The organism is Enterobacter sp. 5-4 (genome assembly GCF_000612205.1).
Lineage (GTDB): Bacteria > Pseudomonadota > Gammaproteobacteria > Enterobacterales > Enterobacteriaceae > Enterobacter > Enterobacter roggenkampii.
The window spans coordinates 355,293-373,738 of record NZ_JFHW01000019.1; the positions used below are offsets into that span (position 1 = coordinate 355,293).

The window sequence follows — 18,446 nt, forward strand, 5'->3', positions numbered from 1 at the left end:
ATATTGTAGGCCCGGTAAGCTTGCGCCACCGGGCAAATCGCCGGGTGGCGCTGACGCTTACCCGGCCTACGTTCGGGGGAGAGTCTACTTCAACACATATCCATACAGCCGCTTAATCCCGTCGGCATCCTTCTCGCTGTACACGCCCTGCAGCTCCGGCGAAAAGCCCGGCAGCAGGTTGATGCCCTCCTCCAGCGCCAGGAAGTAACGCTGTACCGCCCCGCCCCAGATTTCACCCGGCACCACGCACAGCACGCCCGGCGGATAGGGCAGTGCCCCTTCGGCAGCAATCCGCCCTTCGGCATCCCGTATGCGAACCAGCTCCACGTTCCCGCGAATATACGCCTGATTGGCATCCTGCGGGTTCATCACCACCTCAGGCAGGCTCTCCTTGCGGAACATCGCCTTCTGCAAATCCTTCACGTCGAAGCTGACGTAGAGATCGTGCATCTCCTGGCACAGTTGACGGATCGTGTAGTCGCGGTAACGCACCGGGTATTTTTGGTAGATGGTCGGCAGCACGTCGGCGAGCGGCGTGTCGTCTTCAATATGCTGCTCAAACTGCCCCAGCATTGCCACCAGTTGCGCCAGCTTCTCGCTGCTTTCGGCAGGCGTCAGCAGGAACAGGATCGAGTTAAGGTCGCATTTTTCCGGCACGATGCCGTTTTCACGCAGGTAGTGCGCCAGAATCGTCGCCGGGATCCCGAAATCGGTGTACTCCCCGGTTTCGGCATCAATGCCCGGCGTGGTCAGCAGCAGCTTGCACGGGTCAACAAAGTACTGCTCGCTCGCATAGCCCTCAAATCCGTGCCATTTAGCCCCCGGCTCGAAGCTGAAGAAGCGCAGCTCGCTGGCAATGGCGTGCGTCGGATGATCCTGCCACGGCCGCCCCGCCACCACCGGTGGGATAAACGGCTTGATGATATGGCAGTTGGCGATGATGGCCTTGCGCGCCTCAATGCCCAGCTCCACGCACTCGGCCCACAGCCTGCGCCCGCTTTCCCCTTCGTGGATTTTCGCATTGACATCCAGCGCCGCGAACAGCGGGTAAAACGGGCTGGTGGAGGCATGCAGCATAAAGGCGTTGTTCAGCCGCTTGTGCGGGCAGAAACGCGCCTGGCCGCGAATGTGGTTATCCTTTTTATGGATCTGCGACGTTTGCGAGAACCCGGCCTGCTGTTTGTGCACCGACTGGGTCACGAAAATGCCCGGATCGTTCTCGTTCAGTTCCAGCAACAGCGGGGACGTTTCCGCCATCATTGGAATAAACTGCTCGTAGCCCACCCAGGCGGAGTCAAAGAGGATGTAGTCGCACAGATGACCGATCTTGTCGATCACCTGACGGGCGTTGTAGATCGTCCCGTCGTAGGTGCCAAGCTGAATGATCGCCAGGCGGAACGGACGCGGCTCGTCGGCCTTCTCCGGCGCCGCCTCGCGGATCAGGTCCCGCAGATACGCCTCGTCAAAGCAGTGGTCGTCAATCCCGCCAATAAAGCCAAACGGGTTACGTGCGGCCTCAAGGTAAACCGGCGTGGCGCCCGCCTGGATCAGCGCCCCGTGGTGGTTAGATTTATGGTTGTTGCGGTCGAACAGTACCAGATCGCCGCGGGTGAGCAGCGCGTTGGTCACCACCTTGTTGGCCGCCGACGTGCCGTTCAGCACGAAGTAGGTTTTATCCGCGTTGAAGACCTTCGCCGCGAATTTTTGCGCATGCTTGGCGGACCCTTCGTGGATCAGCAGATCGCCCAGCTTCACGTCGGCATTGCACATGTCGGCGCGGAACACGTTCTCACCGAAGAAATCATAGAACTGCCGCCCTGCCGGATGCTTTTTGAAAAACGCGCCGTGCTGGTGGCCCGGACAGGCGAAAGTGCTGTTGCCCATCTCCACATACTGACTCAGGGTGTCGAAAAACGGCGGCAGCAGGTTCTCTTCGTAACGGCTGGCAGCAGTCTCCAGTTCCAGAAACTCCTGAGCTTTACCCGAGATGACCGCGGTGGCGCCGTCAGGCACCTCCGTTGGCTCCTGAGAGAAAATAAACACCGGTAAATGAAAGCCCGTGCGTTTCAGCAAGGCAAGGATGCCGCTGCGACTCTCTGTCGTCGTCATGACGACGGCTGCCACATCGGTGAAATCCGTGCTGTCCAGCGTCACCTTTTCGCGATGCGTAGACACCGTTGAGAGCAGCTCGCGGCTGACGGCGATTTTCATGGTTTTCATAAGCGCAATTACCCTCACCGAACGGTGAGACAGGGAGGAGAAAATTCGCGCAATAATGTCACCTTTTATTTTGAGGTGCAAGAAGGAATCAGTATGCACTTATATCACCCAAAGCTAAGGCCCGCGCAGCGCTGACGTGCCATAATAATGCAATATCAATGATTAAATAACAGGAGTTAAGCGTGGTTATCGGGCCATTTATCAACGCAGGAGCCGTATTGCTGGGCGGCGTACTCGGCGCAGTGCTGAGCCAGCGGCTGCCGGAGCGTATCCGCTCATCCATGCCCTCGATATTCGGCCTGGCCTCGTTAGGGATCGGTATTCTGTTAGTGGTCAAATGCGCCAACCTGCCGGTGATGGTGTTGGCCACCCTGCTCGGCGCGCTGATTGGCGAGTTTTGCTATCTGGAAAAAGGCATCAATAATGCGGTAGGCAAAGCCAAAAACCTGATAGCCCGACCGGGCAAGGCGAAGCACGGCACGCACGAGACGTTTATTCAGAACTACGTCGCCATCATTATTCTGTTTTGCGCCAGCGGCACCGGGATTTTCGGTTCGATGCAGGAAGGGATGACGGGCGACCCGAGCATTTTGATTGCAAAAGCGTTTCTGGATTTCTTCACCGCCACCATTTTTGCCACCACGCTCGGCATTGCCGTCGCGGCGATTTGCGTGCCGATGCTGCTTATCCAGCTGGCACTGGCTACCTGCGCCACGTTAATTCTCCCGCTCACTACGCCGGCGATGATGGCAGACTTTACCGCCGTCGGCGGCCTGCTGCTGCTGGCAACAGGGCTGCGCATCTGTGGGATCAAGATGTTTGCCGTGGTGAACATGCTGCCCGCGCTGCTGCTCGCCATGCCGCTCTCCGCGCTCTGGACGCACTTTTTCGCTTAAGGATGCGGCGAAATGGTGAGAGATTGCGCAGTCCGTAACGAAAACAACATTTTTCGTTGACGACACCGGGCAGATCGGGTTTAATGCGCCCCGTTGCCCGGATAGCTCAGTCGGTAGAGCAGGGGATTGAAAATCCCCGTGTCCTTGGTTCGATTCCGAGTCCGGGCACCACTATTTAAAGAACCCGCCCTCGTGGCGGGTTTTTGCTTTCTGAGTCAACAACTTGTTGGTTTATAAGTAGTTACCCCTCTTATCTTTCCTCCGGCCCCGCTTCCCGGTGGTACAAAATGGGCATTATGATAAAGCCTACCAAAGACCGAAACGGCACCTACTATACAGTGGACACATGCCGGATTGCCCAGGGCCTCCGAAAACGTCCAGTCGTGCTGCACATCCGGCCTGATTGATGGTGAAATTCCCGACAAAAACGGCTGGCTTTCCGCTGGTGTTGCCCTTTCCCTACTACAGCGGCCACTCAAGCGAGAACGGGCTTCTCATTGATGCCATTGAGCAAAAATCTGGCCTGATACTTTCGGTGATGCCCGGTGAAAGCCGTCTAGTAGGCCGAGGTGTGTAGCTGCAAAAAGCGACTTCTGCTTCAGACCCCGTAACCACATTGCTACTATATTGTGCATGCGTTGGCACGCATGGCAGTCAGAGGGAGCCGTTTATCAGTCTAAACAGACGCCGGTAAAGCAATTGAGAGGAATTACAATGGATGCAGCATTGCTTAACATGATGCAATCAGGTGGAAGAAATAAAGCCTGGGCGGAAACGATGGTGAATATGGAAGCCAGGAAACTGGTAAATACAGCCAACACTCTGTCGGCTTTTCATCTCAGCGATGGTCTGACTCGAATGAAGTTCATTCAGGAAATTCGGGACCTCATAGAACAACAGTTTACGCTAGCTCGTCAGGCTAAATCAGATAAAGAATGCATGGACTGCGTTAAAATACTTCGAGAAGAAAACTATAACCTCCTGGAACAAGCTCGTTTATTACGAACGAAGGCAGCGAAGCTTTACGCGAAAGTCGAGTTCATCCGAGAGAATAACAAAATTGTTGGGTATGTTATCTCGGCAGTTAGTGTTGTCCTGGCCGGTGCTGAAATAGCCGCAGGATTTACACTGATTGGCACGATGACCCCTCTCGGAGTTCTTGCTGGTGCGATTCTGGTTACTGACGGGGCAAACAGCATCAGTAAAGAAGTGGCTCGCTACGCAACGAACAACACTACCAGTGAAGGGCTGGTCGCGAATGCCGCGATGTCTACAGCTGAGTTTATGGGCTTTAGTCGTGAGAATGGTTTAGGTGTCTACAAATCAATCTCACTGGCCGCTAATGCGTATACCATTTTTGGCTTGTTACGGCGACCTGGTACCTGGCGACTGTTTCGTTATCTACCCACAGACTATTACCGAAAGGTGAGCACATTGAGCCGCCCGCAGCTTACAATGAAAATAGCAGGTTACGGCGTGAAAGCTAAGATTATTTTTGATCTGTTGTCCGTCAGCGACCCGTCTCAGAATTAGTCAGCATTTTACGGTAACGCCAGGATTTGTAGCCAAGTTTTGCTGGCGTTATATACCAGATAAAAGGTAGTACAATCAATAACGTGAGCGCAAGTGTCAGACTTGTATCCCTGGATGCAAGTAAAAGAGTTAAAGCCAGTATGATAAAGGCAATAATAGTTATCCACTTCATTGCCTTAAAACGATTGGCCAGATCATGAGTTACGCTATCAAACGAACCACCGTAATTCTCGATATTGTTTTTTAGCTTTTGAAGATCTCGTTTACTAAAACCTGATTTTAAAAGTGCTTCTTCGCTGGTCATTCTACTAACCATCCCATAACTCACTGAAACATGTGACGAAGTTTAACTGAATTTGACGGATAAATCGCTACCTGTCGATATTTGTCAAATTTATATTTATATCAAATAGTTGAAGATATCTTACAGTGGCGGTGACCAGACTCTTCAATCGTGTCCATGACAACGTCCTTGTGTCGTTTTGAGCCAGAGTAAATCCAAACCCAAGGCCAGGAAGTTGTCCTCATCCAGCGTTCTCAAACCCAGAATACCGCCCGCAATTATGCTTTTGATCTCTCCCCAACCCAGGGATCGTTCCCACCTGCGCCCAGCAGTTTGTTTTTGAAGATAAACAAACACGCCTCGTTGAAGTTCTCCGCCCCCAGCCGTTCCGAGAGCGCCATTCGTTTGCGATAGAGACTTTTCACCGACGTATTCAGCTCGCCTGCAATCTCCTCCATTGACATCCCTGCTCTCAGCAACCGCAACATGATCGTTTCATGCGTGCTCAGCCGTAAATTCAGCAGCCACTTCGTGGTCAGGCGACGGCCCTTCATATTGAGCACCAGGTTAAACAGCGAGGCCATGTCCGGCGCCGTCAGCGACGTGTTCATAAACAGCTTCATACTGAGCAGATTCTCCTCGCGATGGCGCATATCAAGCATAACGCAGCAGATCGGTTTTTTCGTTCTGGCCGGATGGCGTATCAGATAATCATATAGACGGAGCGGCGCACGACTATCAATCAATACAGAATATTCATCTGCACCGTTATCAAATATGTTTCTGTCAATCGAATCGAGCAGGATAATATCCGGAAAAAATATCCGCATCCCCCTGACAAGGTAGCGGTCCTGAGTCACTAACACTATTGAAGTTGCCACTAACCATCCCTTTTAGATTAAAGCAAGAACGATCCTGCGAAAAGAAGACCGCCTTCGTTTTATAGCGCTGTTATATTAACGATAGATGTATTCTGGCTTTAGACATCCCTCAATACACACATTGATGAGTAAGACTTCCTGTAGACTATCATTCAATGTCTGTCTTTAATTATAAATAAAAAACAATCGCAGAAAAGTCACTTCTCTAAACATTAAGAATTTTTGTCATGAAACTTCCCAAACATGCACCAGAAAGTACTTTAATTGAGGCTGACAAGCGTCATTAAAAATATATACAAAACTGTCACAATAAAAATAAAACCATTATATTTCAATTAATTACAATTAATCACTCAATTCAAAATAAACACAAAAATCTGCTCATTACAGAATTATCTCAAAACGACACAGCCGCTTTTCAGCATATTTATCGGGCAACATATCGGGTGTACATTACCTCCCATCCAGTCCACTAAGATGAGGCGCCATAATTACCTTTAAGTAAGTACCCCTTAACGTTACTGCATTCAGATTTAATGTTCTCATTTATGGCCTTTAACGCAGAGTTAAAAGGCAGCCGTGTTATGCAATGGATTCATGATAAACAAATGGCAAATAGATATGGAAAGATCGCTTCGCTTCAGTACATTATTCTTTTATCGCACCCCAACATTATTGTTTCTGTTATTACTCTTTCCTGTTCTGGTTCAGGCGACGGAATCCGTTTATGAGCAACAGATTCAACAGGCGCGTAACGGTAATTACACGTCGTTTCTCGATTATCTTCAGCGTTATCAGCAGCAGCATGCCCTGACGCCTGAGCACGTTGCGGACTGGTTACAGGTGGCTGCCTGGGCAGGTCATGATGACGAGGTTATTCAGGTCTGGCAGCGCTACAGCATTTATATGCCGCTGCCCGCCCGCGGCGTTGCGGCTGTCGCGCAGGCCAGACGAAATCAGAAAGCGTGGGAGCCCGCTCTGGCGCTCTGGAAAGAAGCGCGCAGCCTTGCGCCGGATAACGACGATTATCGTATCGGCTACATCAAAACCCTGGCCGATGCCCGTAAAGATACGCTTGCCCTTCAGGAGGCCCGACGGCTGGTGGCGGAGGCCCCCTCTCAGGCGCATCTTCAGACGCTGGCATACGTCTGGCTACGCCAGGGAAAAAGCTGGGATCGGCTTTTAGCCGACACGCGCGCGCTGTATGTCGCGCCAGAAAATCACGCGCTTCTCCGCGAGCGGGTCGACGCGCTAACGGATAACCGGGTCAATACCCCCGCGCTCCTGCTTTCACAAAAGGTGGCGCTAGCCCCCGCGGAGCGTCGTCGTCTTGAGCTGAATGCCGCCGCCGAAAGCGTTCGCCTTGCAGACGTGCCGGGCAGAACAGAAAAGGAGCGCCTGCAGCTTGCGCAATCCGCGCTGAATCGTTACGACGCGCTGCTGTCTCGCTGGCAGAGCGAGCCGCAGGCCGCGGAAGACGTCGTGCTTGCGCGTATCGACCGGCTCGGCGCGCTGTATGCCCATGCCGATTACCCACAGGTCATCAGCGAATATCAGGATCTGACGGCAGCCCGGCATCCGGTGCCGGGCTGGGCAATCGGCTGGGTGATCTCCGCATATCTGCAGGAGAAAAACGCTTCCGCCGCCTTCGCGCTTCTGCAACGCTATCCGCAGTACGCATCCGATCCGCAGGACGAGGAGCACGCGCTTTTCTACGCCTGGCTGGATACGGGAGAGTATCCGTCCGCCCGCCGGTATGCAGAGCGCCACACCCGCAACGTTCCCTGGACCCGTTACGATTTCGGTTCCCCGACCCCTCAACCGAACGATCGGTGGCTTACCGGTCAGTCGCTCCGTTTTAACTATTTGCTGGCGACGAATGCCCTGCCGGAAGCCGAAAAGCTGGTGCGACGTCTGGCGACAACGGCACCGGGCAATCAGGGTTTGCAGATTGACTACGCTACCCTGCTGCAGGCGCGAGGTCTGCCGCGCGCGGCCGAGCAAACGCTGAAAATGGCGGAGGCGCTGGAGCCCTCGAATCTGGAGCTTGAGCAGCAGCAGGCTTACGTCGCCATGGATCTGCAGGAGTGGCGGCAGATGGATTTACTGGCCGACGACGTCGTTGCCCGCGCGCCGCGCGATCGCAGCGCAAGGCGTCTGGACAGGCTCCGCACCGTCCACCATATGTCCGAGCTGCGCCTCAACGCGAGCAAGGGTTTGCACTCCGATAACCCTGTCAGTGGGACGCACGACCTCAACTGGGACGCCACGCTCTATGGCCCGCCCGTAGCGGATAACTGGCGGCTGTTTGCCGGCACCCGCTATGCAGAGGGCAATTTCGATGAAGGCAAAGGCACCAGCCGTCACCTGTTGGGCGGCATCGAATGGCGGCCACGCGATCTCCAGCTCGAAGCCGAGCTCTCAAGCAACCGCTATCACGGCGCGAACAAGCCGGGCGCTCGCCTCTCAACGACGTACAGCCTCACCGATAGCTGGCAGGTCAGCGGCAGCCTTGAGCGCCTGTCGCGCAACACGCCCCTGCGGGCGTTACGCAACGGGATCAGCGCCAACCGGGGGGAAGGCGGCGTGCGCTGGTATCAAAACGAGCGCCGTGAGTATCAGTTCAGCGCCGCCCTCAGCCGCTTCTCGGACCATAACCGCCGACAGGAATACACCCTCACGGGCAAGGAGCGTCTCTGGCAGACCCCATCCCTGACGCTGGATCTCGAGCCGGGGATCGCTGCCAGCAAAAACAGCCTGCAGGACACCCTCTATTACAACCCGGCGCGGGATCTCTCCGTGACGGCCGCCCTGGCCGTTGACCATGAGATGTATCGCCATTACGACACCCTCTGGAGCCAGCAGTTCGTGGCGGGAGGCGGCCGCTACTGGCAGAAAAATCAGTCCGCTGGTGCCATCGCTCTGCTGGGTTACGGACAACGCGTTCAGTGGAACAACGTCATGGATACCGGCGTGATGCTGAACTGGGACAAGCGCCCTTACGACGGCAAACGCGAGAGCAACCTCTCCGTCACGTTTGATGCGACTTTACGCTTTTAAGGATGATGAAGATGAACACACGTTTTTCCACGAGCCTGATACTCATCGGCTGGCTCTGCCTCAGCGCGAGCGTCTGCGCGCAGGCACTCTCGTTTATTGCGCCCCGCGCGCGGCCGCAGCTGGAGGCGAGCAAACCCTGGCCGCAGAACCAGTTTCTGGTGCTGGCCTACCACGACGTCGAAGACGATGCCGCCGATCAGCGCTACCTCTCCGTGCGCACCAGCGCGCTAAACGAGCAGATCGGCTGGCTGCTGCACAACGGTTATCACGTCATCAGCGTGCAGGACATTCTGGATGCCCATGACGGAAAAAAAACGCTGCCGCCCAAAGCCGTTCTGCTCAGCTTTGACGACGGCTACAGCAGCTTTTACACCCGCGTCTGGCCACTGCTTCAGGCGTGGAACGTCCCTGCGCTCTGGGCGCCGGTGGGCAGCTGGGTGGATACGCCGGAAAATCAAAAAGTTAACTTCGGCGGCCTGATGACGCCCCGCGATCGCTTCGCGACGTGGGACATGGTGCGCGAGCTCAGCCGGTCTCCGCTGATTGAGATCGGGTCGCACACCTGGGCCTCGCATTACGGCATTGTTGCCAACCCGCAGGGCAGCCGCGAACCCGCCATCGCCAACCGCTTTTACGATAAAGCGACGGGCCGCTATGAAACCGATCGGCAGTTCAACCAGCGGATCGGCGATGACGTTCGCAAAGTGACTGAAAAAATCACGCAGGTGACGGGCAAGGCGCCGCGCGCCTGGGTCTGGCCCTATGGCGCCGCCAACGGCACGTCGCTCGCCATCGCCAGACAGCAGGGTTATCAGCTGGCCTTTACCCTTGAGGACGGGCTGGGGAACGTGCAGGAGCTGGGCAACATCCCCCGGCTGCTGATCGCCGGCAATCCCTCGCTCAAGGCGTTTGCCAGTACGGTCAGCCAGGTTCAGGAGCGCGAACCCGTGCGCGTCATGCACGTCGATCTCGACTACGTTTACGATCCCAATCCAGCCCAGCAGACGCAAAATATCAACAGGCTGATCCAGCGGGTCTACGACATGAAAATCAGCCATGTTTTCCTGCAGGCGTTTGCCGACCCGCAGGGCGACGGCAGGATCAAGGCGCTCTATTTCCCCAACCGCCAGCTGCCGGTCCGGGCCGATCTCTTTAATTTTGTCTCCTGGCAGCTGCAAACCCGGGCGGGCGTGAAAGTCTTCGCATGGATGCCGGTGCTCTCGTTCGATCTCGATCCTGCCCTGCCGCGCGTGCAGCGTCGGGACCGCTCGTCAGGCCAGCGACGCGAAGCCACCGATCCCTATATTCGGCTCTCCCCGTGGGACCCGCAGGTGCGCGAGCAGGTGACGGATCTCTATGAAGATCTGGCCCGCTATGCCAGCTTCAACGGGATCTTGTTCCATGACGATGCGGTGCTGACCGACGTGGACGATGGCCCTCAGAGCACAACACGTCAGAAAAGCCAGACGCTTATCGGGTTTACCCACGCCCTGAGCCTCGCGGTGAAGCATATCCGTGGCCCGCAGATAAAAACCGCGCGCAACATGTTCGCCTTGCCCATTCTGCAGCCCGAAAGCGAAGCGTGGTTCGCGCAGAATCTTGACGATTTTCTGGCGGAGTATGACTGGACGGTGCCGATGGCTATGCCGCTGATGGAGTCCGTCCCGGCAGACGAAAGTGATGCCTGGCTGACGCGTCTGGTTAACGCGGTCGCCGCGCGTCCCGGCGCGCTCGATAAAACCATTTTCGAGCTGCAGGCCCGGGACTGGGAGCGGAAACCGCAGCGCGCCGTCTCCGACAGCCAGCTGGCACAGTGGATGCGCGTGCTCCAGCTGAACGGCGTCAAAAACTATGCCTACTACCCCGACGATTTTATCAACAACCAACCTGATATCTCACACATCAGGCCTGTATTTTCTTCGTACTGGTACCCTGACAATGACTGATCGCATTATCGCCTTTTCCATTTTATGTCTGGTATTCGGGTTGCCGTTAGGCGTGGCCGCCCTCTTTACCGGCGAGCTGATTCTGGATTTTGTGTTCTTCTGGCCGCTGTTCATGTCGGTGCTCTGGATAACCGGCGGGCTCTATTTCTGGTTTCAGCTTGAACGCCACTGGTCGTGGGATAAAGAGACGCCCGCCCCGACGCTCGCCGGTGAGCCGCTTATCTCCATTCTGATCCCCTGCTTCAACGAGGAACGAAATGCCCGGGAGACGATTGGCGCCGCGCTGGATCAGCGGTATGAAAATATCGAGGTTATCGCCATCAACGACGGCTCGTCTGACAACACCGCGCAGGTGCTGCAGGCGCTGGCGCAGGAGCAGCCGCGCCTGCGGGTAATTAATCTCGCGGAAAACCAGGGGAAAGCGCTGGCGCTCAAAGCCGGGGCAGCGGCGGCCCGGGGCGATCTGCTGGTCTGCATTGACGGAGACGCCCTGCTCGACCGCGATACGGCAGCGTATCTGGTGGCCCCGCTGATTCAGTATCCCCACGTCGGGGCGGTCACCGGGAATCCGCGTATCCGCACGCGCTCCACGCTGATTGGCCGCATTCAGGTGGGCGAGTTCTCATCGATTATCGGGCTCATCAAGCGGACGCAGCGGATCTATGGCCGGGTCTTTACCGTCTCGGGCGTCATCGCCGCCTTTCGCCGACAGGCGCTGGCGGACGTCGGGTACTGGAGCCCGGACATGATCACCGAAGACATCGACATCAGCTGGAAGCTGCAGCTGCGCCACTGGGATATCTTTTTCGAGCCGCGGGCGCTGTGCTGGATCCTGATGCCGGAGACGCTGAAGGGCCTGTGGAAACAGCGTCTGCGCTGGGCCCAGGGCGGTGCGGAGGTGTTTCTGGTCAACCTTCGCAAGATAGTGCGCTGGGAGCATCACCGCATGTGGCCCCTGTTTCTCGAATATGCCCTGTCAACGCTGTGGGCCTTCGCGTACGCCATGACGGTGCTGCTGTTCATCCTCAGCCATATCACGCCGATTCCCGCCAGGCTGACCGTGGAGAGCCTCTTTCCACCGGAGTTTACCGGGCTGCTGCTGGGGGTGATGTGCCTGCTGCAGTTCCTTGTCAGCCTGTACATCGAGCGGCGCTATGAACGGCAGGTGGCCAGCTCGCTTTTCTGGGTGATCTGGTTCCCGATGGTGTACTGGATGATCGGCCTGTTCACCACCCTCGTCGCGTTTCCAAAAGTCATGCTTAAACGCCAGCGCTCCCGCGCGCGCTGGATCAGTCCGGACCGGGGAAAAGGAAGCCTTCAATGAACGAAAATACCTTAATTCTGACCGAACATCGGCTGTTGCCACGTCTTTTCGATGCCGCGTTAACGCTGGTGGCGTGGGGAGGCTTTCTGTTTTTCCTGTATGCCCGGCTCTGGATGCAGCTCACCGAGGAGAGCGACCACCGCTGGAGCGTGATTATTGCGTCCTTTAATACAGTGCTGCTCTACCTGCTCTTCGCCGCGCTCAACGGCTGGCTGCTGATTTTGTGGTATCAGTACAATCGCCGTCGGGCCCACGCGAGGCGGCGTCAGCCGGGCTATTTTCATCAGGAGGAGCTGGCCCGCAGCTTTAATGTTTCACCGCAGATCATCTCTGAGATGAGCCAGTACAACCTGCTGACGGTCTATCATGACCAGATTGGCCGCATCATCGATCTGAAGATCAACGGGCAGGAAGAGGAAGAACAGTAACGAAAAGCCCCCGCAGGATACCCTGCGGGGGCTTTTTTATTGCGGGTAAGAGCTACTTATCTTTAACCACGATCAGCGGCTCAATATCGCTCTCTTTCTTCACCACCAGCGAGTCATCGCCGCGCAGGCAGGTCCCACCGTAGTTCCCGCCCACGGTAAAGGTACAGACCTGTATGTACTTGCCGTCGACCTTCGGCAGGCACCACAGCTGCTGGTAGATGTTTTTACGGTCGACAAACTTGCCGCTGGATTTATCCAGCAGTTCGTCCTGGGCGCTGATCAGATCGATATTGCTGCCGCAGCGTCCGGCAATCGGCTTAACGGCGTATCCGGTCTGCTTCAGCAGATCGTTGACCTCAAAATCGGTGTCGAGCAGGTAACGGTGATTCGGGAACAGTTGCCACAGCACCGGAAGAATCGCCTTGTTGCCGGGAATAACGGTCCACAGGGGTTCAAAGACCAGCACCTCCGGGCGCAGCAGGACGTCAATCAGGCGCACTTCGCCTTCAGGATGCCCGGTGCGGATTGGCACCGCCGCGTATTCGGTTTCGCTGACCTCGCGGATCTGCTCAATCGCCGTCTCCCACGCCCAGGTTTTCCACACGCAGTTGACGTGGCGACCCTCGTCGTCAATCAGCTGTCCGGCGGCATCCCAGCTGAGCGCCCCCAGACCGTGGAGGATTTTGGTCTCGAACCCGGCCTGCAGCAGAGAACGCTGGATAAAGAGCGCGTGATAGTCCTCTTCGACATCGTTGTCCTGCATGATGTGCACGAACGGCCGGGCGTGGCTGTGCTTCCACGCGCCGGTCAGCTCTTCCAGCAGGCCTTCCGCCGGGTTATGCCCGTTGCCGCGATAGCCGTTTTTCACCCACTCCTCAAGGATAAGCCCGCCCTCGGTATGACAGGACGCGGAGTCCGCGTTGTACTCGTAGACCTTGATGCCGCGCTCATCCATGCAGAAATCCATACGACCGGTGATCATATGGTGACGACGCCACTGCCAGGAGAGGCGCAGGCGCGGCCAGAGGATTTTCGGGATGTCGAAAAGCGCCAGCAGGCTGTCGTCTTTCAGCACCTTATCCGTGGCGTGCAGGTACATCAGGTGCAGCTCGTTGGTGGCTTTGATCAGCTCCTGCTCGGCGCTTTCGGTAATGGTGAAGTACTGGCAGGGATCTTTGTTGATCACGTGACCGTTGGCGCGAATATACGCCTGCTGCAGCGCGTCATTTTCGTTGAGCCATTTCCCGTCGAACTGACGTGTGTTTTTCAGCCGCGCGCCGCTGATTTTCAGCAGTTCGCCGTCGATTTCCGGCTGCGGAATGCTGTGTTCTGTGTCGTCGGTCTGGATCATCCAGCCGAGAATTTCCGTGTCGCTGAAGGTGTCGTGGAGGGTGTAACACCCGTTCTCCACGCTCAGGCGCAGCTCGCGCGTCCACTGCTGCCCGAGCGGCAGCGGGGAGTGAATCACGTTCTGCTCGGCGATACGCACCTTATCGTCCAGAAGCTGGGTGATCACCGCCACGTGGCCGGTCTCGTGAAACTCGCCGCCCTTTTGCCAGATCAGCAGCGCCCCGGCGCGCGGCGCGCGTTTTGAGCCGTTGGCAAACGCCTGAAGGGGCAAAATGTTATCGTTCACCACCTGACGCAAAAAGCGCAGAGAGAAAATTTCCCACGCCATACCGACGTCGGTAAACACGAAGCCATAGTTGAGGAACAGGAAACGGCGGGCAAACTCAACGCACTGCCACTTGTGGCCCATGTATTCGTTGCCGATGTAGCTGCGGAAATCCGCATCTTCCGGATAGTTTCGCGGGTCCAGACTGCCGTAATTTGAAGAGTAAATCGCCACGCCACCGGGCGCATAGCCTAACAACGTCCCGAATGGCGCATCACTGCTTAACGTTCCTTTACGCATGTATCCAACCTAAAACAGGCAGGCGGCAATTTTTATGGGTTGTCGTCGTCTGCACGTTGTAATTAACCTGACAGAGGAGCGTTTATCATACACCTGCGTGGTAAATAATTCGCCTTACCCGGCCGACAAAACGCAAAACCCTGTAGGTCGGGTAAGCGAAGCGCCACCCGACACGTTTAAGGCTCACATCTTAAACAGCCAGCACGCCGCGAAATGCCCTGGCGCGATCTCCTGCATCACTGGCTCCTGCGTCTGGCAAACCGGCATGGCGTGCGGGCAGCGGCTGCAGAACTTACAGCCCGGCAGCGCGGACGTAGGGCCGGGCATTTCGCCGCGCAGGGTGGCGTCTTCGAGGTTGCGAATCCGCGGGTCGGGCTGGGGAACCGCCGCCAGCAGCGCGCGGGTATAAGGGTGCGCCGGACGCTGATACAGCTCATTCGCCGGGGCTACCTCCACCAGCTTACCGAGATACATCACCCCAATGCGGCTGGAGATATGACGCACCATCGAGAGATCGTGGGCGATGAACAGATAGGTCAGCCCCAGCTCCTGCTGAAGATCCTGCAGAATATTCACCACCTGCGCCTGCACCGAGACGTCCAGCGCCGAGAGCGGCTCATCGCACAGCACAAATTCGGGACGCACGGACAACGCGCGGGCAATACTGATGCGCTGGCGCTGCCCGCCGCTGAACTCATGCGGAAACCGCTCAAGGTGTTCCTGCTTCAGCCCCACTTTGTAGAGCAGCGTTTCCGTCCGTTCGCGCTGTTCTTCACGGCTGTAGCCGTGGATCTGCATCGGCTCGGCCACCAGCTGTCGCACGGTCATACCGGGGTTGAGCGAGGAGTAAGGGTCCTGAAAAATCGCCTGCATCCGCTTACGCAGCGGCTTGAGCTCTTTTTCGCGGGCGTGGGCAATCGCCTGTCCGGCAAAGTGGATCTCGCCCGCGGTGATATCGAAAAGGCGCAGGATGGCGCGCCCGAGGGTGGATTTCCCGCAGCCGGACTCGCCCACCAGGCCAAACGTCTCGCCGGGCTGGATATCAAAGCTCACGCCATCAACCGCCTTCACCGCCGCGCCTTTACGCAGCAAACCGCCGCTAAGCGGGTAGTGCTTGCGCAGATCGCGCACGCTCACTAAGGGCACCTGTTGTTCACTCATGCCTGAATCTCCTTATCGGCCCATAGCCAGCAGGCGGCGCGATGGCCCTCTCCCATGGCGTAAAAGGCAGGCTGCCGCTCACACTGGGGCATGCGTTTCGGGCAGCGTTCGGCGAACGGACAGCCCGGCGGCGGGTTAAGCAGGCCAGGCGGCGCGCCTTCAATGGGCGATAAACGTTGATTGACCTCATCCGGGCGCGGCAGCGAGGCCAGCAGCCCCTGGGTGTAAGGATGCGCAGGGCGATAAAAAATGTCCTCCACGCTCCCCTCCTCCATCACCAGCCCGCCGTACATCACCACCACGCGGCTGCAGACCTGCGCCACCACGCCGAGATCGTGGGTGATCAGCAGAATCGCGGTTTGGGTCTGCTGTTGCAGGCTTTTCAGCAGACGCAGGATCTGCGCCTGAATGGTAACGTCCAGCGCGGTGGTCGGCTCATCGGCAATAAGAAGCTTCGGGTTGCAGGAGAGCGCAATGGCGATCATTACCCGCTGGCGCATCCCGCCGCTGAACTCGTGGGGATACTGGTCGTATCGGCGTTCCGCCTCGGCAATCCCCACCTGTTCCAGCATGGCGATCGCCGCCGCTTTGGCCGCTTTTTTGGTGAGTCCTTTGTTGCGCATCAGGATCTCGGTCATCTGTTTGCCGATGGTCAGCACCGGGTTCAGGGCAGTCATCGGATCCTGGAAAATCATCGCGATCTCGTTGCCGCGAATGGCGCGCATCTGCGCGGGCGTTTTCTGCGCCAGATCGTCATTCTGGAAGCGAATGCTGCCGCCGGTTATCCGTCCGTTGCTCCCCAGAAGCTGAATGATCGACTTACAGGTGACGCTTTTCCCGCAGCCCGACTCGCCGACGATGCCGACAAGTTCCCCCGGCTGTACCTGAAAGCTCACGCCACGCACCGCGTGAACCTCGCCCTCGCGGGTGCGGAAGGTGGTTTGCAGGTTCTCAAGCGCTAATAAGCTACTCATCGCGATTCGCTCCTGGCTCAAAGGCGGTACGGAACACATCGCCCAGCACGTTAAAGCTGAACACCGTCAGCAGGATAAGAATGCCGGGGAACATCGCCAGCCACGACGCTTCGCCAATATAAGACTGGGCGTTGTTAAGCATGCTTCCCCACGACGCCGCCGGTGCCTGCACGCCGAGCCCTAAGAAGCTGAGCGTCGACTCCATCAGAATGGCCGAGGCGATATTGAGCGTGGCGGCCACGATAATGGTCGGCAGCACGCCGGGAATAATGTGGCGAACGATAATGCGCAGCGGGTGCTCCCCCGACGCGCGGGCATAAAGCACATACTCGCGCTCTTTCACCGACAGGGTTTCTGCGCGCACCAGCCGCGACATGTTCATCCACGTCAGCAGGCTGATGATCAGAATGATGTTATCCACGCCCGGCTTGAGGTACGCATTCACCACCAGCAGCAGGAAGAAGGCCGGGATGGCCATCAGGATATCCACGGCGCGCATCATCAGGTTGTCCAGCCAGCCGCCAAAGTAGCCGCTCACCGTTCCCACCACCGTGCCGATAAGCGTGGAAAAGAGCATGGCGAGAAAACCGACCATCAGGGAGATCTGGCCGCCATACAGCGCGCGGGTGAAGTAGTCGCGCCCGTACTCGTCGGTGCCAAACCAGTGTGCGGCATCCGGCGGCAGCGTGCGTGCGCCGAGCGCCATCCGATCCGGATCGTACGGACTTAACCCCGCACAGAGCGCGGCGACAACGAAAATAAAAAGCACAAACAGGGAGAACTGCGCCGGACGGTTGCGGCGCAGCTGGTGACGAACCTGCTGCCAGCGTCTGCTCATGCGGGTTACCTCAGCGTACGAATGCGGGGATCGGCGAAGCGATAAAGCAGATCGGCGATCAGGTTACCGACGATCAGCATCATCGACGAGAGCATGATGATCGCCATGATCAGCGGGTAGTCCAGCGAAGCGATCGACTGGATCCCGAGCAGCCCCATCCCCGGCCAGGAGAAGACGCTTTCCGTCACGTAGGCCCCCACAATCAGCTCACCGAACGACAGCCCAAACAGGGTGATCACCGGCAGCAGCACGTTTTTCAGCACGTGGCGGAACAGAATGCTGGAACGCGTGGCGCCGTAAGCCAGCTGGGTCTGCACGTAGTCGGCCGAGAGCTGCGAGATGGTGTTGGAGCGGATGTAGCGCACGTAGCTGGAGAGGTTGTAGAACGTGAGGGCAATACACGGCAGCACGCCGTGGCGCAGCACGTCCAGCGTATTATCCTCCATGCCGATGGTGCGCATCCCCATGCTGGGGAACCAGTTAAGCTGCACGGCAAAGACCGTAATGAGTAAGATGCCGAACCAGAAAATCGGCACCGAGATGCCGATATAGGCGAACAGGTTCAGCAGGTGATCCAGCCAGCGGTGCTTAAATGCCCCCGCCAGCAGGCCCAGCGGGATCGCCAGCACGATCGCCAGCAGCAGCGACGCGCCCATCAGCCCCAGGGTGGCCGGAATGCGTTCGCCGATCATCTCCAGCACCGGGCGGTGGTAAATCAGCGAATAGCCGAGATCGCCCCGCAGGACGTTCTTCAGCCACAGAACGTACTGCGTGACCAGCGGCTTATCCAGCCCCAGGCTCTGGCGAATACGTTCGATATCTTCCGGAGCCATACGCGGCGTGATGTACGCCGCCACCGGATCGCCGGGCGCGAGCTTGACCAGCAAAAACGCCACCAGCGAAATGAAGAAAAGCATCGGCAGCAGCTGCAGCAGCCGACGCGTGAGGAGTGTGTTCACGACGTGCCCTTACCAAGGCCCCGACCCG

The 18,446-nt window shown here is 57.3% G+C and carries 14 protein-coding genes and 1 tRNA gene; 7 read left to right on the plus strand and 8 right to left on the minus strand.

What is annotated here, in order from left to right; translation table 11 throughout:
- Positions 1-84 precede the first annotated feature (84 nt).
- Complete coding sequence (locus tag AA74_RS0112085; protein ID WP_025912477.1) at positions 85-2,220, minus strand: ornithine decarboxylase; 2,136 nt, start codon at positions 2,218-2,220, stop codon at positions 85-87.
- A 182-nt stretch (positions 2,221-2,402) separates the two neighbouring features.
- On the opposite strand from AA74_RS0112085, the gene AA74_RS0112090 reads away from it, so the two are divergent.
- From AA74_RS0112090 to AA74_RS0112100, 3 genes are all read left to right on the plus strand, one after another.
- Positions 2,403-3,116 carry a DUF554 domain-containing protein gene (locus tag AA74_RS0112090; RefSeq protein WP_008499781.1) on the plus strand — a complete coding sequence of 238 codons (714 nt, stop codon included), beginning with the start codon at positions 2,403-2,405 and terminating at the stop codon, positions 3,114-3,116.
- A gap of 95 nt (positions 3,117-3,211) precedes the next feature.
- Positions 3,212-3,287, plus strand: a tRNA-Phe gene (locus AA74_RS0112095).
- Between the two features lie 543 nt (positions 3,288-3,830).
- A complete protein-coding gene (locus AA74_RS0112100; RefSeq protein ID WP_023326053.1) occupies positions 3,831-4,649 on the plus strand; it encodes a DUF4225 domain-containing protein in 819 nt (272 codons plus the stop codon).
- On the opposite strand, the gene AA74_RS1000000122905 is transcribed toward AA74_RS0112100, so the two are convergent.
- Both AA74_RS1000000122905 and AA74_RS0112105 read right to left on the minus strand, forming a co-directional pair.
- The gene (locus AA74_RS1000000122905; protein ID WP_039265473.1) at positions 4,627-4,953 is read right to left on the minus strand and encodes a hypothetical protein; all 327 of its coding nucleotides are present in this window, start codon (positions 4,951-4,953) and stop codon (positions 4,627-4,629) included. The genes AA74_RS0112100 and AA74_RS1000000122905 overlap by 23 nt on opposite strands.
- Before the next feature lie 257 nt (positions 4,954-5,210).
- Positions 5,211-5,762, minus strand: a complete 552-nt coding sequence (locus AA74_RS0112105) for a LuxR C-terminal-related transcriptional regulator (protein ID WP_050437743.1) — start codon at positions 5,760-5,762, stop codon at positions 5,211-5,213.
- A gap of 672 nt (positions 5,763-6,434) precedes the next feature.
- Between AA74_RS0112105 and pgaA the strand changes: the two genes are divergently transcribed.
- From pgaA to pgaD, 4 genes are read left to right on the plus strand one after another with little or no spacing between them, the layout of a single operon-like run.
- The gene (gene pgaA / locus AA74_RS0112110) at positions 6,435-8,873 is read left to right on the plus strand and encodes a poly-beta-1,6 N-acetyl-D-glucosamine export porin PgaA (RefSeq protein WP_025912479.1); all 2,439 of its coding nucleotides are present in this window, start codon (positions 6,435-6,437) and stop codon (positions 8,871-8,873) included.
- Positions 8,874-8,875: 2 nt separating this feature from the next.
- A complete protein-coding gene (pgaB, locus tag AA74_RS0112115) occupies positions 8,876-10,819 on the plus strand; it encodes a poly-beta-1,6-N-acetyl-D-glucosamine N-deacetylase PgaB (protein WP_032667494.1) in 1,944 nt (647 codons plus the stop codon).
- Positions 10,812-12,143 carry a poly-beta-1,6-N-acetyl-D-glucosamine synthase gene (pgaC, locus tag AA74_RS0112120; protein WP_025912481.1) on the plus strand — a complete coding sequence of 444 codons (1,332 nt, stop codon included), beginning with the start codon at positions 10,812-10,814 and terminating at the stop codon, positions 12,141-12,143. Before pgaB ends, pgaC begins: the two co-directional genes overlap by 8 nt.
- Complete coding sequence (gene pgaD, locus AA74_RS0112125; RefSeq protein WP_008499789.1) at positions 12,140-12,571, plus strand: poly-beta-1,6-N-acetyl-D-glucosamine biosynthesis protein PgaD; 432 nt, start codon at positions 12,140-12,142, stop codon at positions 12,569-12,571. Before pgaC ends, pgaD begins: the two co-directional genes overlap by 4 nt.
- Before the next feature lie 52 nt (positions 12,572-12,623).
- On the opposite strand, the gene gss is transcribed toward pgaD, so the two are convergent.
- From gss to AA74_RS0112150, 5 genes are all read right to left on the minus strand, one after another.
- Positions 12,624-14,486: a bifunctional glutathionylspermidine amidase/synthase gene (gss, locus tag AA74_RS0112130; protein ID WP_025912482.1), complete on the minus strand. Its 1,863-nt coding sequence runs from the start codon at positions 14,484-14,486 to the stop codon at positions 12,624-12,626.
- Between the two features lie 183 nt (positions 14,487-14,669).
- A complete protein-coding gene (locus AA74_RS0112135; protein WP_025912483.1) occupies positions 14,670-15,647 on the minus strand; it encodes an ABC transporter ATP-binding protein in 978 nt (325 codons plus the stop codon).
- Positions 15,644-16,621, minus strand: a complete 978-nt coding sequence (locus AA74_RS0112140) for an ABC transporter ATP-binding protein (protein WP_025912484.1) — start codon at positions 16,619-16,621, stop codon at positions 15,644-15,646. Before AA74_RS0112140 ends, AA74_RS0112135 begins: the two co-directional genes overlap by 4 nt.
- Positions 16,614-17,459: an ABC transporter permease gene (locus AA74_RS0112145; protein WP_023294546.1), complete on the minus strand. Its 846-nt coding sequence runs from the start codon at positions 17,457-17,459 to the stop codon at positions 16,614-16,616. Before AA74_RS0112145 ends, AA74_RS0112140 begins: the two co-directional genes overlap by 8 nt.
- Before the next feature lie 5 nt (positions 17,460-17,464).
- Positions 17,465-18,418 carry an ABC transporter permease gene (locus AA74_RS0112150; protein ID WP_025912485.1) on the minus strand — a complete coding sequence of 318 codons (954 nt, stop codon included), beginning with the start codon at positions 18,416-18,418 and terminating at the stop codon, positions 17,465-17,467.
- Positions 18,419-18,446 lie beyond the last annotated feature (28 nt).

Excerpts from the sequence above, each read along its gene's own strand:
- AA74_RS0112085 (WP_025912477.1), bottom strand. The coding sequence starts at position 2,220 with ATGAAAACCATGAAAATCGCCGTCAGCCGCGAGCTGCTCTCAACGGTG.
- AA74_RS0112100 (WP_023326053.1), top strand. The coding sequence starts at position 3,831 with ATGGATGCAGCATTGCTTAACATGATGCAATCAGGTGGAAGAAATAAA.
- AA74_RS1000000122905 (WP_039265473.1), bottom strand. The coding sequence starts at position 4,953 with ATGACCAGCGAAGAAGCACTTTTAAAATCAGGTTTTAGTAAACGAGAT.
- AA74_RS0112105 (WP_050437743.1), bottom strand. The coding sequence starts at position 5,762 with ATGCGGATATTTTTTCCGGATATTATCCTGCTCGATTCGATTGACAGA.
- pgaA (WP_025912479.1), top strand. The coding sequence starts at position 6,435 with ATGGAAAGATCGCTTCGCTTCAGTACATTATTCTTTTATCGCACCCCA.
- pgaB (WP_032667494.1), top strand. The coding sequence starts at position 8,876 with ATGATGAAGATGAACACACGTTTTTCCACGAGCCTGATACTCATCGGC.
- pgaC (WP_025912481.1), top strand. The coding sequence starts at position 10,812 with ATGACTGATCGCATTATCGCCTTTTCCATTTTATGTCTGGTATTCGGG.
- pgaD (WP_008499789.1), top strand. The coding sequence starts at position 12,140 with ATGAACGAAAATACCTTAATTCTGACCGAACATCGGCTGTTGCCACGT.
- gss (WP_025912482.1), bottom strand. The coding sequence starts at position 14,486 with ATGCGTAAAGGAACGTTAAGCAGTGATGCGCCATTCGGGACGTTGTTA.
- AA74_RS0112135 (WP_025912483.1), bottom strand. The coding sequence starts at position 15,647 with ATGAGTGAACAACAGGTGCCCTTAGTGAGCGTGCGCGATCTGCGCAAG.
- AA74_RS0112140 (WP_025912484.1), bottom strand. The coding sequence starts at position 16,621 with ATGAGTAGCTTATTAGCGCTTGAGAACCTGCAAACCACCTTCCGCACC.
- AA74_RS0112145 (WP_023294546.1), bottom strand. The coding sequence starts at position 17,459 with ATGAGCAGACGCTGGCAGCAGGTTCGTCACCAGCTGCGCCGCAACCGT.